The sequence below is a fragment of the Asaia sp. HumB genome (assembly GCF_030263835.1).
Classification (GTDB): domain Bacteria; phylum Pseudomonadota; class Alphaproteobacteria; order Acetobacterales; family Acetobacteraceae; genus Asaia; species Asaia bogorensis.
In genome coordinates this window covers 1,571,150-1,584,943 of the sequence record NZ_JARPML010000002.1, presented here as the reverse complement: position 1 = coordinate 1,584,943, position 13,794 = coordinate 1,571,150, and the positions used below count along the sequence as shown (strand labels likewise).

At 59.9% G+C, this 13,794-nt stretch carries 14 protein-coding genes; 7 read left to right on the top strand and 7 right to left on the bottom strand.

Annotated elements, in window-relative coordinates; translation table 11 throughout:
- The first annotated feature begins 122 nt into the window (after positions 1–122).
- Positions 123–1,112, top strand: coding sequence for a UDP-glucose 4-epimerase GalE (gene galE / locus P5689_RS08255; protein ID WP_285532769.1), 990 nt, complete (start codon positions 123–125; stop codon positions 1,110–1,112).
- 18 nt (positions 1,113–1,130) lie between these two features.
- Here the strand turns inward: galE and P5689_RS08250 are convergent, their stop codons facing one another.
- The 3 genes from P5689_RS08250 to P5689_RS08240 form a co-directional block, all read right to left on the bottom strand.
- Entirely contained in the window at positions 1,131–2,444 is a 1,314-nt protein-coding gene (locus P5689_RS08250; protein ID WP_285532768.1) for a folylpolyglutamate synthase/dihydrofolate synthase family protein, read from the bottom strand.
- A 76-nt stretch (positions 2,445–2,520) separates the two neighbouring features.
- Complete coding sequence (gene accD / locus P5689_RS08245) at positions 2,521–3,390, bottom strand: acetyl-CoA carboxylase, carboxyltransferase subunit beta (RefSeq protein ID WP_285532766.1); 870 nt, start codon at positions 3,388–3,390, stop codon at positions 2,521–2,523.
- A gap of 193 nt (positions 3,391–3,583) precedes the next feature.
- A complete protein-coding gene (locus P5689_RS08240) occupies positions 3,584–5,065 on the bottom strand; it encodes a sugar porter family MFS transporter (RefSeq protein WP_285532764.1) in 1,482 nt (493 codons plus the stop codon).
- A 67-nt stretch (positions 5,066–5,132) separates the two neighbouring features.
- On the opposite strand from P5689_RS08240, the gene P5689_RS08235 reads away from it, so the two are divergent.
- Complete coding sequence (locus tag P5689_RS08235) at positions 5,133–5,258, top strand: hypothetical protein (RefSeq protein ID WP_023978203.1); 126 nt, start codon at positions 5,133–5,135, stop codon at positions 5,256–5,258.
- A gap of 137 nt (positions 5,259–5,395) precedes the next feature.
- On the opposite strand, the gene P5689_RS08230 is transcribed toward P5689_RS08235, so the two are convergent.
- Genes P5689_RS08230 through P5689_RS08220 form a run of 3 tightly spaced genes read right to left on the bottom strand, consistent with a single transcriptional unit; the run spans position 5,396 to position 7,808 of the window.
- A complete protein-coding gene (locus P5689_RS08230; RefSeq protein ID WP_336717812.1) occupies positions 5,396–6,232 on the bottom strand; it encodes a metal ABC transporter permease in 837 nt (278 codons plus the stop codon).
- Positions 6,216–6,893 (bottom strand): metal ABC transporter ATP-binding protein, encoded by a 678-nt coding sequence (locus tag P5689_RS08225; protein ID WP_285532763.1) that lies wholly within the window; start codon positions 6,891–6,893, stop codon positions 6,216–6,218. The genes P5689_RS08230 and P5689_RS08225 overlap by 17 nt, the downstream gene beginning before the upstream one ends.
- Before the next feature lie 6 nt (positions 6,894–6,899).
- Positions 6,900–7,808 (bottom strand): metal ABC transporter solute-binding protein, Zn/Mn family, encoded by a 909-nt coding sequence (locus tag P5689_RS08220; RefSeq protein WP_285532762.1) that lies wholly within the window; start codon positions 7,806–7,808, stop codon positions 6,900–6,902.
- Positions 7,809–7,898: 90 nt separating this feature from the next.
- Here P5689_RS08220 and P5689_RS08215 point away from each other — a divergent pair, with 90 nt between their 5' ends.
- The 4 genes from P5689_RS08215 to P5689_RS08200 are packed head-to-tail and all read left to right on the top strand — an operon-like array spanning position 7,899 to position 11,379.
- Positions 7,899–8,399: a Fur family transcriptional regulator gene (locus tag P5689_RS08215; RefSeq protein WP_023978207.1), complete on the top strand. Its 501-nt coding sequence runs from the start codon at positions 7,899–7,901 to the stop codon at positions 8,397–8,399.
- Positions 8,400–8,418: 19 nt separating this feature from the next.
- Complete coding sequence (locus tag P5689_RS08210; RefSeq protein WP_285532761.1) at positions 8,419–8,913, top strand: hypothetical protein; 495 nt, start codon at positions 8,419–8,421, stop codon at positions 8,911–8,913.
- Between the two features lie 33 nt (positions 8,914–8,946).
- Positions 8,947–9,954: an asparaginase gene (locus tag P5689_RS08205; RefSeq protein WP_285532760.1), complete on the top strand. Its 1,008-nt coding sequence runs from the start codon at positions 8,947–8,949 to the stop codon at positions 9,952–9,954.
- A 9-nt stretch (positions 9,955–9,963) separates the two neighbouring features.
- Positions 9,964–11,379, top strand: coding sequence for a sugar porter family MFS transporter (locus tag P5689_RS08200; protein ID WP_285532759.1), 1,416 nt, complete (start codon positions 9,964–9,966; stop codon positions 11,377–11,379).
- A 171-nt stretch (positions 11,380–11,550) separates the two neighbouring features.
- Here the strand turns inward: P5689_RS08200 and P5689_RS08195 are convergent, their stop codons facing one another.
- Positions 11,551–12,522 carry an AraC family transcriptional regulator gene (locus P5689_RS08195; protein WP_285532758.1) on the bottom strand — a complete coding sequence of 324 codons (972 nt, stop codon included), beginning with the start codon at positions 12,520–12,522 and terminating at the stop codon, positions 11,551–11,553.
- 60 nt (positions 12,523–12,582) lie between these two features.
- Here P5689_RS08195 and P5689_RS08190 point away from each other — a divergent pair, with 60 nt between their 5' ends.
- On the top strand, positions 12,583–13,701 hold the full coding sequence (locus P5689_RS08190; RefSeq protein WP_285532757.1) for a zinc-binding alcohol dehydrogenase family protein: 1,119 nt from the start codon (positions 12,583–12,585) through the stop codon (positions 13,699–13,701).
- Positions 13,702–13,794 lie beyond the last annotated feature (93 nt).

The window sequence follows — 13,794 nt, the reverse complement described above, 5'->3', positions numbered from 1 at the left end:
TATTATATAGATAATATTTCTATTAATATTTACATACCAACATAGTAGACAAACGCGACAAATTTAGTGTTTCTATCTCTCAAAGTTTTTGATAAGCCGAAAGAAATTCTACAGGATGCCTTATGCGTTTTCTAATTACTGGCGGAGCCGGCTTTGTCGGTAGTCATGTCGCTATAAGCCTTCTTGATGCAGGGCATGAGGTTGTCATCCTCGATAATCTAAGCACCGGACACAGAAAGGCTATCCCAACCGGCGCACGTTTTGAGATAATCGATCTCGCAAATGCTGAAGATACCAACAGTCTCGTCAGCGAAGGGCGTTGGGATGCTGTGCTGCACTTCGCAGCCCTCTCTCTTGTGGGTGCCTCCATGGCGGAGCCTTATACCTATCTCCGCCAAAACACGATAACATCATTAAATCTAATCGAAGCCTGTACAAGAAATGGAATAGAGAAATTCATATTCTCATCTACCGCCGCGCTTTTCGGCGGGAGTGAGCGTACGATACCGATTAGTGACTCAGCATTGATCGATCCCGGCTCACCTTACGGTGAAAGCAAATTTATCATCGAGCGGGCACTGCGCTGGGCCGACCGTATTCACGGTATGCGCTACGCGTGCTTGCGCTACTTCAACGCAGCTGGTGCAGATCGCATGGGGCGTCTGGGGGAGGACCATCATCCCGAAACCCATCTGATACCGCTGACAATTGACGCTATGCTGGGAAGACGCCCCGCTCTACGGCTTTTCGGGCAGAATTATCCCACACCCGACGGCACCTGCATCCGTGACTACGTACATGTTGCTGATCTTGCGGATGCGCATATCCGGGCGATATCCAGATTAGATAGCGGATCCGTAAGCTATAATCTTGGAAATGGGTCAGGGTTCAGCAATCTTGAAGTAATTCGCAGTGTTGAACGAGTATCAGGAAAGAGCGTCCCGTGGCAGTGGGATGACCGACGCGAAGGTGACCCCGCGATATTGATCGCTGACTCGACCAGAATCAGAGAAGAAACTGGATGGAATCCGGAATTTTCAGATATCGACTCGATCGTTGCCACAGCGCTTGCGTGGCGAGTTCGCCATCCTAATGGTTATGCGAGTGACTGAAGGGGCGTGGCATGATTTTCAGCGAGGCAATGTGCCATCCTGCTTCAGAACCACACCTGCCAGATAGAGACTGCCGCAGATCAGCACCCGTGATGGTGGCCCCTCGAAGCGGGGAAGGATCGCTGCGATTGTCGGCCCGGCAACAGCATGGCCACCTGAGGCCTCGATGATGGCTTCCACGGGCAAAGCAAGGTGCTGACCCTCTTCTGCCACAGCATGAAGTGTCGTCGCATGACGCTGTACGGGACGGAGAAAACCCGCAGCATCCTTGCTCTGCTTCATGCCGACAATGACATGCAAAGGACGGTCGGACCAGTCAGCCAACGTGGCCGAGAGCGCTTCGCCAGCGTTGGGGTTGTGCCCGCCATCGAGCCACAACTCCCACCCTGCGGGCAAAAGGGCGGCAAGCCTGCCCTCCAGACGCTGCAATCGGGCGGGCCATTGCGTATGCGCAATTCCGGCCCAGGCCTGCTCTGGCAGGGGGAACCCGCTGGCCCGCAGGGCAGCCACAGCCAGAGTGGCATTCGCAACCTGATGCACACCCTTCAGCCCCGGTGCCGGCAGTGACAGCACCCCGAGCGGATCCCGATAGGTCAGGGTGCCATCATGATCACAATGGCAGGTTACGTCGCGTCCGACCTCCCACAGCGGGGCCTTGCAGGACGCGGACTGGGCCTCGATCACCTGTCGTGCCTCATCATGCTGGAGAGCGCATACAGCCGGCACACCCGGCTTGATGATACCAGCCTTTTCGGCAGCGATCAGACCGAGTGTTTCACCCAGAAAGGCCTGATGGTCTAGATCGACCGGCGTGATCACACACACAATCGGGCGCGCAACAACATTGGTCGCATCCAGACGACCACCCAGACCGACTTCAAGAATCGTCAGATCCGCAGGTGTTCGTGCAAACAGCAGCAGACCCGCAGCCGTCAGAACCTCGAACACGGTAATAGGCGCGCCATTATTGATGCGCTCGATTTCCTCGAGTGTCGCAACCAGCGCCTCTTCGGTCACCAATGTGCCCGCGACACGAAACCGCTCCGTCACGTCCACGAGATGCGGGCTGGTCATGACATGAACGCGCAGCCCGGCCTCTTCGGCTATGGCGCGCAGGTTCGCGCAGGTACTGCCCTTGCCATTCGTCCCGGCCACGTGAATGACGGGCGGCAGCGCACGTTCAGGGTTGCCCAGCTTGTCGAGCAGGGCGTGCAGCCGCGTAAGGGAGAGATCGATCAGCTTGGGATAAAGCGCCTGCACACGGGCCAGCACGACACCCGTCCGGCCCTCATATTCATCGCTGAGTCTGGCCGGGGCGGCTTGGGTCGTCATGGGTCAATCCGTGTGGGAGCGAAAGAAAAAACCCCGCCCTGTTGCGCAGGACGGGGCCAGCAGGGAGCAGAGCCCGTCAGGCAGCTACAGAGGCAGCAGCAGGCTTGTTCATCATCATGCCAATCAGACGGCCGAGCATGGTCTGAAGTTCTGGACGCGCCACAACCATGTCCACCATGCCGTGGTCACGCAGATACTCGGAACGCTGGAAGCCCTCGGGCAGCTTCTCGCGCACCGTATCCTGAATGACGCGCGGGCCGGTAAAGGCAATCAGCGCCTCAGGTTCGGCAATCTGCACATCGCCCAGCATAGCGAACGAAGCCGAGACACCGCCCGTGGTCGGGTTGGTCAGCACAACGATATAGGGCAGACCGGCATCCTTGAGCATTTCGACGCCAATGGTCGTGCGCGGCATCTGCATGAGCGACAGAACGCCCTCCTGCATGCGGGCACCACCCGAGGCGGTATAGATCACCAGCGCTGCCTTTTGCAGCACGGCCAGACGGCAGGCCGCAATGAAGGCTTCGCCAAGAGCCGTGCCCATGGTGCCTGCCATGAATTCATAGGCCATGACGGCCACAACCGCATCATGACCACCGATCTTGCCGTGGGCCACAGCCAGGGACTCATCAAGATGGGTCTTGGTCTTGGCGTCCTTCAGGCGGTCGGCATATTTCTTCTGGTCACGAAAGCCGAGCGGATCGCTGGGAACCTTGGGCAGCTCGATCTTTGTGTATTTGCCGTCATCGAAGGTCCACTGAAGGCGCTCATTGGCCAGTGCCTTGCCATGATGGCCGCAATGGGGGCAGACGCGCTGGGCCTTCTCGAGATCCTTGATCAGGATCATCTGCGAGCAGGACTCACAGCTGGTCCACAAATTCTCCGGCACTTCGCGCTGCAGAAGGCCACGGATTTTCGGTCGAACGTATTCGGTCAGCCAGCTCATCTTGATCCTACTTCTCGCCCGATCCGCATGGATTTCCCTGGCGTGCAGGCGTTGCGGTCGAATGGGCAATCGTCATTCAGAGCCCGCTTTTAGCGATTTCTGCGGCGCAATGCCAGTTTCACGAAAAAGGGGTGGCCCCTCCCTGAAAGGCCACCCCCGTCGTCACGCGAACTGCCCCCTGGATCTGTATGGCTCAGGCAGCACCCTCTTCCTGCACGTCCTCGGAAACGATGCGTGTCTGCCCCTTGCTAGGACGAAAGCGCTTTTCGTGCAGGGCAAGCTCGATATCCTCAAGCGTGGCGCCGGCTGTTTCTGGCACGAAGAAGAAGATGAACGCCACCGAGGCTAAATTGACCGCCGCATAGAACCACATGGTGCCACCCAGCGTGATGAGCTGCACCAGCGTGAGCGCCGTGCCCGTCACCAGCAGGTCAGAGCCCCAGAGCGTCGCAGCATGAAGGCTGGTGGCCTGACCACGCATGGAAAGCGGGAACATCTCGGCGCCAAGCAGCCAGCCACAGACCTGGATGCCGCCCGAATTGAACGCCATGAACAGCAGCAGGAACACGATCACCAGATAGGAGCCCACGTTGCCTGCGGCAGGGTGCATGGCAAAGACAATACCCAGACCAATCAGACTGACAATGGAACCCGGTCCCATGATCAGCATGAGGCGACGACGGCCGACCCGGTCGACAATCAGACAGCCGATGAAGGTCATGATGCAATAGGTGATGGCCACACCCAGCGAGGCCATAAGCGCCGATGAAGCGCCGAATCCCGCATCGCGCAGAAAGGTCGGCGCGTAATAGATCATCATTTCCAGACCGCCGCACTGGGTAAAGAAGGCCACGCCCAGAGCGGCAACAAGGGCCGGACGCACCCAGGGCCGGAACAGTCCCTTCCAGCCACGATTGCGCGGATCGGCGGATTCCGCGTTCTCGCGCATCTCGCGCACTTCCTTGCGGATCACCTTCTTCGATGTCCGGATGCGCCCGAGCTCGATGATAGCGCGCTTCATGCCTTCATTTTCAGCAGTCCAGCGTGGGCTCTTGGGCATGAAGAACATGGAGACAAAGACAATGGCAGCAGGCACGGCGGCAAGGCCCACCATCGGGCGCCAACCCCAAGCCTCACGTTCGGTATAGCCGATGATGTTGGCCAGAAGGATGCCAAGCCCGATGGCCACATTGAACATCGTGACCAGTGTGCCGCGCTTCTCCGCCGGTGCGAGCTCCGAAATATACATCGGCACGACCTGCGTGGACCCGCCCACGGCGAAGCCGAGGAACACGCGTGAGATAATCAGCAGCCAGACATCGGGCGAAAAGGCGCAGGCCAGCGCCCCAAGCACGAATACCCCGCTGACCAGCGTCACGCAGGCGCGCCGTCCGTATTTCTCGGAAAAGGACCCGGCCGCCAGGGCGCCGAGAATGGCGCCTGCCAGAATGGCAGAGGCCACCATCTCCTGCATGGTGCTGCTGAGATGAAAATCATCGGAGATCAGCAGCAGCGCACCGGAGATGATCCCGGTATCATAGCCATACAGACCGCCACAGATTGCAGCGACCACGGCCGCCAGAATCAGGATATATCGTGCATAGGGAGAGACCTCGATCGGATGATCGTCATGAGGGCGCGCCCCGGCGTCAGTTGTCTCTGAATTATTTTTCATGACGATATAACTGAAGACCAGCAAACTGGTTTAAGATCGTCGGGCAAAAAACAAGAAGGAGCCAGTCATGGCAAAGCCGCAGAAGCCCCGGCAGGATGTGCCGACAATCAACGTGCGTGAGCTGATCATCATGCATATCGTCCTTGCGCTGTTCGTAGTCGGCATCATGCTGCTCGACTGGCATCTGAACTGAGCCGTCGAGAACTTCGCCGACCAAGGAAACGGCAGACGCTCCGTCACGCTTTCAGAGCGGCAATTTCAGGAGACGGTATGCTTCGTCCGAGAGGACGTGCTTTTACCGTTGTGTCAGCTATAACCGCGCCGGTCGGATCATGAACGCGCAGCTGTGATAAGCCCGCGGCTGGCGATCGCCCGCGCCAGCAGATAGCAAAGCGCCGCCCCCGCACTGATGCAGAACGAGACCGGCACCCCGGTATACCATGCCACGACAAGTCCGCCCCAGGACAAGGCCAGGGCCAGAAGTGCGGAAACCAATAACCCTACCCAGGGTGAGAGACCAAGGCGCAGTGTGCATGAGGCTGGCCCGACCAGCAGGCTGAACACCAGCAGAATCCCAATCGTGCGCGAGCCTATGGCCGTGGCCAGCGCAACAAGCATCATGAAGCCGCAGGCCACAACGCGCAGCCGCACGCCCTTGGCTGCTGCAAGGTCCGGGTCGAGGCTGGCAAACAGCAAGGGCCGACCCAGCACGCAAAGCCCGGCCAGAGACACACCACCAAGCAACAGCAACATACGCAGGGTCGCCCGGTCCACACCAAGCACATTGCCAAAAAGCAGGGCCGTGGTGCTGCTGGCAGGTGTATGAGCCATTTGCAGGAACAGCAGACCAAGCCCGAGGCTGGCAGCCAGCACGAGGCCGATCACACTGTCCCGCTGACTGGTGCTCGCCGCATTGGCCCGCAGATCGCCCTGCGGCTCCCAGCCGAGCACCAGCCCTGCCGCCAGAGCAGAGAGCACCATGCCTGTCAAAGGCGTCATGCCGATGAGTACGGCACCGGTTGCCCCTGCGAAGCCGATATGCGAGAGCGCATGCCCCGCAAAACTCTGGCCGCGCAACACCAGAAACCACCCCACCAGCCCGCACAGAAGCGCCACCACGCCCGACGCCATGAAGGCATTCTGCATAAACTCATAATGCAGCATCATGGAGCTCCAGTTTATGATCACTGATCCGGAGCAGATGATCGGCATAGGGCCGGACGGCGTCGAGCCCGTGGCAAGACATGAGAACCGACATGCCGGTGTCGCGGCATCGTTTGTGCAGCATGGATAAAATCCGCGTCTGCCATTGCGTATCCATACCGCTCAATGGCTCGTCCAGAACAAGAAAGGACGGGCTATCCAGCAGGGCCTCGGCAAGGAAAAGCCGTTGCCGCTCCCCACCTGAAAGCTGGCTGAGCGGTTGCCGGGCCAGGGCCTCGGCTCCTGTGAGAGTCAAAGCAGCCCCGATACGGGCATTCAGTTTCCCGCCCCAGCCCGGCAGGCCGAAAGAGGTCCCCCGCCATGAGGCCGCCAAGAGCGCATGGCCGGTCATCTGCGGCGCAGGCAGACGACGATCCTGAGGCATGTAACCGATCTGCCCTCTTATGGCAGCAGGATTGCGGCCCAGCACCTCAATTCGCCCCTGCTGAGGGCGATGCAGACCAAGCAACGTGCGCAGCAACGTCGTCTTGCCATGACCGTTCGCCCCGTCCAGCACGGTGAAGCTTCCGGCCGGCAAGGTGAGATTTGCCTGCGCAAACAGGACCCGGCTGCCATGAGCCAGGGTCACATCATGCAGGGTCAGGGCATCGGGCAGTTCAGTCATGGCCAATCAGTTACGAATGTCCAGCGCGGCTGCAAGCCGGTTGAGCCGCACCGTCATCCAGTCCTGCCACAGCAGAGGGGGGGCTGGAAACTCGTCAAAGGCCACGACAGCAATGCCGGAGCGATGGGCCAGCGCGATCAGGCGTGAGATGGATGGCGTCTCGACCGCCGGGTTGATGACAAGCGCCTTGACGGCCTTCTGCTGAATGGCCTCTTCCAGCCGCGCCACATCGCGCGGCGCAGGATCAACATGATTCATGACCGCCAGCGCAAAGTCCGGATTGATAATCTCCAGACCAAGCGCAGCAAAAACAGGTCCCCCAACGGGCTCTGTAACGGCAATCCTCATGCCTTGCGTGCGGGGGCGCAGGATCTTCAGCCGGGCATTGAAGCCATCGAGCATCCGGTGAAACCGCATCTGTGCGGCGGCAATATCGTCTGCCTTGTGGGGAAGCAGCGCAGCAAGGTCACGGGCAAGGGCATCCACCACCCGACCGACAGCCTCGGGGTCATCGAAGAGATGCGGGTTGTCACCCGGCTTCAGCCCGGCAAGATCGAATGCCGATATGACACGACGCGCCGCATTGGGCTGGGCATCCAGCAGCGGGGTCATCCAGTCATCATAATGACCGCCCGTCATCACCACGAGACTGGATTGCGCCAGAGTAAGCGCCATATCAGGCGTGACCTGAAAATCATGCGGGTCGATGCGCGGTGAGGTCAGGACACTGGCAGGGCTGACAGAATCCCCCCCTAGCCCTGTGGCGAGATCGCACCAGAGCGCTTCGGCACAGAAAATCTGGGCCTTGGGCGGCTGCGTTGACACCGGCGTACCGGCAGCAGACTGCGCCCAGCTGGTTCCGGCAAGGCCGTGCAGGGCGAGGGCACAGAGTATGATGAGCAGAAGCTGGCGCAAAAAAGTCGCCTTTAGTTATATTATAACGACTGGGATACGCGATATAGAGGCGGAACTCTGGTCAGGACAAGCCGGAAAAGGAATTTCCAGATGCTCACCCTTACGGCAACGACAGATCAGCCCGCGTTTTCGGCAGACACACAGGCCCTGCTGGACCGTGCAGCGTCTTTCTGCGCGACGCGTGCCAGCCGCCTGACAGAAACCAGACGGCTGGTGCTCGGCCTTATTCTGGAAAGCAGCAAGCCGGTAGGCGCCTATGAGATACTCGACCATCTCAGGCAGTATCAGCGCAATGCCGCCCCACCCACTGTCTATCGGGCACTCGACTTCCTGCTTGCACAAGGGCTGATCCATCGTATCGAGCGTATGAGCGCCTTCATTGGCTGCGCGCATCGTCTGGAGTGTCATCATGGTCACGGGTGTGGCCATCGCGCCCAGTTTCTGATCTGTAGTGGCTGCGGCACGGTGAGCGAGGTTGAGGATAGCGAGATCTCCCACGCCATTGCGCGTGCTGCCGCAAAGATCGGATTCAGGCCGCACCAGTCCACGGTCGAGATCGAAGGGCTGTGCGCAACGTGTCAGAAAGGCTGATTGGTCAAAGCCGCTTCTGATGGCCTCCTCGGGAAAGCTCCCCTTTACCGATGGCGAAAGCCGCTCGCGCCCTGCCGCTCGCCACACACGCAGGACGCCACCCGGCCTGGTGTCACCTGACAGCACCCAGCCCGACCTTTTCGATTATGTACCGCCCGTCAGACGTACCCGTCTCGACCCCGAGGAGGCTCCCCTTCTGCTGGTCACGACAAGGGCCTTTTCCGACCGTGAAAAAGACGATGGCTGGCTTTACTGCCTGACGAGCGCTGAAGCTGGCGAGGCATTGCTTCGGGACGGGCTTCCCCTCGATGCGCGCTACCCCCTCCTGCTATGCGCCCGCCCCGCCGTGCTGGCGTTGCTGATCGACCACGCGCAAACAGGAGATGGGGTGCAGCCCGTTCTTCTGCGGGTGCGCCATGCCCATGTTGCGCCATGGCTCGAAAATGACCCCGACATGAGTGCGCGTCTGGGCGCATCCTGCTATCTGCTGTCGAGACAGATACCGCTCGGCTGAGCCCGGGCCCTTCCAGCTTTCAAGGAAACCGTCATGGACGATATCGCTATCGCCGAAGTCACACGCGGCGGCCGCGTTGAATCACGCCACCTCGGGCGCATTGCTGTCATGGACGATGCCGGTCGCGTCGTTCATGGTCTGGGTGCCATCGACAAACCCGTCTTTCCACGCTCGACGGTCAAGGCTCTGCTGGCCCTGCCGCTTGTCGCCACAGGCGCGGCCGATCGTCTTGGCCTGACTGACGCCGAGCTTGCTCTGGCCTGTGCCTCGCATAATGGCGAGCCCCGCCATGCCGAGACGGCGGCTGCCATGCTCGGCAAGGCGGGTCAGGGTCTGACCTGTCTGGAATGTGGGGCGCACTGGCCCACCTATGACAAGGCAGCTCAGGCACTTGCGGCCTCGGGCGGCGTGCCAAACGCGCTGCACAACAACTGCTCTGGCAAACATGCCGGGCTGATCTGCCTCGCCATTGACCAGTCGCTCGATCCGAAGGGGTATATCGATCCGTCCCACGCGGCGCAGCGTCAGGTAACCGAGGCGCTCGTTATAGCGACCTCGACCCCGCATGATGACGAAAACCGCGGGCTGGATGGGTGTTCCATGCCAACCTACGCCATTCCTCTGGCGGCTCTGGCCACGGGTTTCGCCCGATTTGGCACAGGCAAAAATTTTTCACAAAGCAATGCGTCGGCAGCGTCACGCCTGCGTTCAGCAGTCGCGTCCAATCCCTTCATGGTGGCAGGGAGCGGACGTTTCGATACGACATTGATGACGCATTTCGGTAACCGAATCTTCTGCAAGATGGGTGCAGAAGGGGTCATGGTCGCGTCTCTGCCCGAGCTGGGGCTGGGAATTGCGATCAAGACCGATGACGGGGCAAACCGGGCAGCCGAAGTGGCGCTTGCCGCCCTTCTGCTCGACCTGAGGGACGCGCACTGGTCTGACCAAGACCGCGAGGTGCTCGCCGGATTGTCGCATCAGGTCATGAGAAACTGGAATGGACGAGAAGTCGGCACACTGCGTGCCGCCGGTAAAGGATAAGACCTAAAGATGGCGATAGATACAGATGCCGGAAACTCAGATGGCGTGCTGGCGTCGGTTTTCGATGCAACCAAGTTCAAGATCATCGTAATCGGGGTACTCGCCGCGCTTGCGGGTTTGATGTCAGGTCTCGATATCGGCGTGGTTGCCGGTGCGCTCGATTTCTTCGCCAAGCAGTTCAATGCCTCAACCTTTGCCCAGGAATGGGTGGTAAGTTCCATGATGGCGGGTGCTGCCGTAGGCGCGCTTGCCGCGGGCTGGATGTCTCACGCGCTCGGCCGCAAGCGCTCACTCATCGCGGGTGCGTCGATTTTTGTCATCGGCTCCATCGGTTGTGCGCTGAGCTGGTCCATTCCCTCCATGATCACCTTTCGCGTGGTCATGGGGCTGGCTGTCGGTATCTCAGCCTTCACCGCACCGCTCTACCTGTCGGAAATCGCCAGTGAGGCAACACGCGGTGCAATGGTATCGACCTACCAGCTGATGGTGACAGTCGGTATTTTCCTCGCCTTCCTGTCCAACACCTATTTCTCCTATAGCGGCAACTGGCGCTGGATGTTCGGTGTGGCTGCCATCCCGGCTGGTCTCTTCCTGATCGGTGTGCTTTTCCTGCCCTACAGCCCGCGCTGGCTGATCATGCAGGGACGCCACAAGGAAGCGCGGGAAGTGCTGCTCTCCTTGCGTGAGGACCCGCTTGAGGCCGCGAAGGAAATCAAGGCCATTCGCGAGCAGCTTGAAATCAAGCAGCACGGCTTTGAACTGCTCAAGACGAACTCGAATTTTCGTCGCTCGATCGCACTCGGCATCATGCTGCAGGCCATGCAGCAGCTCGCCGGCATCAATATCATCATGTATTACGCGCCGAAGATCCTCTCGAGCGCCGGATTCGATGCGACCTCGCAGATGTGGTGCACGGCCATTATCGGTCTGGTGAACATGCTCGCGACGTTCATCGCAGTTGGTCTCGTCGATAAATGGGGCCGCAAGCCCATTCTCTATATTGGCTTTTCCGTCATGGCGCTGGGTATGGCTGCGCTTGCCGTGCTGCTCAACACCGACATGTCCGGTGAAACATCGAAATTCATCGCCATTTTCCTGCTGCTGCTGTTCTGCACGGGTTTTGCGATGTCAGCAGGTCCGCTCATGTGGGTGCTCTGCTCCGAAATCCAGCCGATGCAGGGACGCAATCTGGGTATCTCGCTTTCGACGCTCACCAACTGGATTACCAACATGGTGGTGGGTGCGAGCTTCCTGACGCTCATGAACACGTTCGGAACCTCCGGCACGTTCTGGCTGTTCGCCGGACTGAATGCCTCGTTCATCGTGCTTACCTTCGCCTTTGTGCCCGAGACGAAGGGTATGTCGCTTGAAGTGATTGAAAAGCGCCTGATGAGCGGCGAGAAGCTGCGCAAACTCGGACGCTGAATTTTCCACCGGGGGGCCACCATGCCCCCCGGCAGTTCATGGGCCCAACCGTGCCCTCAAGGCCCGAGGTAGTGTCTTTTCCTTGGCCATGTGACCCGCTCCTGATCGGTTTAAGGTGAGCCATCCACGTTCCCATGCAGAGCCGGAAGCGCCTTTTTCATCTTCAGACAGTCATCGGCTTTCTTTCGGGCGTCCCGTCCCCGAATCCTGACCATAGGCGCGGGGCGATTGGCCCATTGCCCGCTTGAACGCCGCGCCAAATGCGCTCTCAGATTCATAGCCAACCGAAAGAGCCACCTCGCCCAGTGTGAGGGGCGAATGCCGGATTCGATCCGCTGCAAGCATCATGCGCCAGCGGGTCAGATAAGCGATGGGCGTTTCACCCGTGACGCACTGGAAATGCGCGCTAAAGCTTGCTCGGGACATGCCCGCCACACCGGCGAGTTCGCGCACGGTCCAGCGCCGGGCGACATCTGCATGCATGGCGCCAAGCGCTCGGCTCATGGCCGGAACAGCCAACGCTGCGAGCCACCCCTGTTGCGCCGGGCCCTCCTCCAGATGAGCGCGCAAGGCTTCCACCAGAAGCGCCTGAGCCAGATGACTGGCAAGAAGCGCACCACCCGGACGCGGTGTCCCAAGTTCGCGCATAAGGCGCCTAATACCATCGCGAAGCACAGCCTTGGTGGCATCAGCATGGATATGCAAAAGCGGTGGCACGGCGTCGAGCAGGCTATCAAGCGCCACCCCCTCGAACCCGAAAAATCCACCGATACCCCGACAGGCCTCGCCCCCGTTGAGTGTCGCCAGTGCGCCCGGTGGCACGGTCGTCAGGAAGGCTATGGCATCGACAGGATCAACCGCCGCAGACGAAAAGAGAAAAACCTCCCGCCTTGCAGCCATCAGCACGAGATCACCCTCTTGCAGACACACAGGCGCTGCATCTCCCGCGAAGCGGAACCAGCAGCTTCCCGCCTCGATTGCAAAGCAGCGCAGCCCCTCTGCTGCCGGGAAGGACAGCGCCCAGTCGCCCCCGGCTGCCAGACCACGAAAGCCATAGCCACCCGGGCGCATCAGCGTGAGGATATCGGAAAGAGGGTCCATCAGTCTCAGACGATCGCGACGAAAATACCGACCATCGAGCATGGAGGGTCCATATTGACTACGCCTAGATCATGGTCAGCGCTATCAGAAAGGACGCACCTCATGGTTGAACATGCTGCCCTGTGGCTGCCCGCAAAACGTCGTGGGCTGATTGTGGGTCCTGCGACCGCTGTTGCGCCGGGCCCGGGCGAGATCGTCATTCGCGCCCATGCGGTCGCGGTTAATCCGTTCGATCGCTACATCCAGACGATGGGCGACGTGATAACGTCCTATCTGACCTACCCCGCTGTGCCGGGTACCGATGTGGCTGGCGAGGTTCTCGCTATTGGCGCAGGCGTGACGCGCTTCGCCCCGGGAGATCGCGTAGTCGGGCATGCCGCAGGGCTTGAAAAAAGCCGCAACCGGTCTGCTGAAGGGGCTTTTCAGGAAAAAGTGCTGCTGCTCGCGCATATGACCGCGCCCATACCGGCGCACCTCTCCTATGAACAGGCGGCCGTCCTTCCTCTGGGGCTGTCCACAGCAGCATGTGGCATGTACCAGAAGGACTTCCTTGACCTCGCTGCACCGCAGATCAACCCGGTCCCGACCGGAGAGACCCTGCTCGTCTGGGGTGGTTCAACCAGCGTAGGCAGCAACGCCATACAGCTTGCCCGTGCTTCGGGTTATGAGGTCATCACCACATGCAGCCCTCATAATTTCGGCTATGTCCGGTCGCTCGGCGCAAGCGAGGCGTTCGATTATAACAGCCCTGACGTCAAACGCGCGATAATCGGGGCGTTGCGTGGGCGAAAGATGACCGGTGCCATCGCAATCGGCCAGGGATCGGCGAAGGCCTGTATGGATATCCTCGCCCAGAGCACAGGTCGTCGCTTCGTGGCTCAGGCCACACCACCTACATCGTTCGACAGTGTTCCGGCTGGAAAGGGACGATGGCGCAAACTGGTGCCTTCCGTCGCCAGAATGATCATGGGCAATCTTGCCCTGACGCTACGATCCTACCGCCTTGGGGCCGCCACCAGGATGATCTGGGCCGGCTCTCTTATCCACAACGACGTCGGGCCGATGATTTACGAGACTTACCTGCCCAAAGCGCTCGCACAGGATGCTTATAGAGCCATGCCGCCCGCCCATGTTGTCGGACATGGTCTTGGCCATGTTCCAGAAGCCATGGAACAACAGCGCCGTGGTGTCTCTGCGCGCAAGCTCGTGGTGACCTTGTGAGACGGCGCCCGGATATCGGTCACCAAAAGCTGTTTCACTCCCTTGAAAGCCGCAAAACAGGTTCAGACGGCCAACCGAACAAGAGAAACCTTC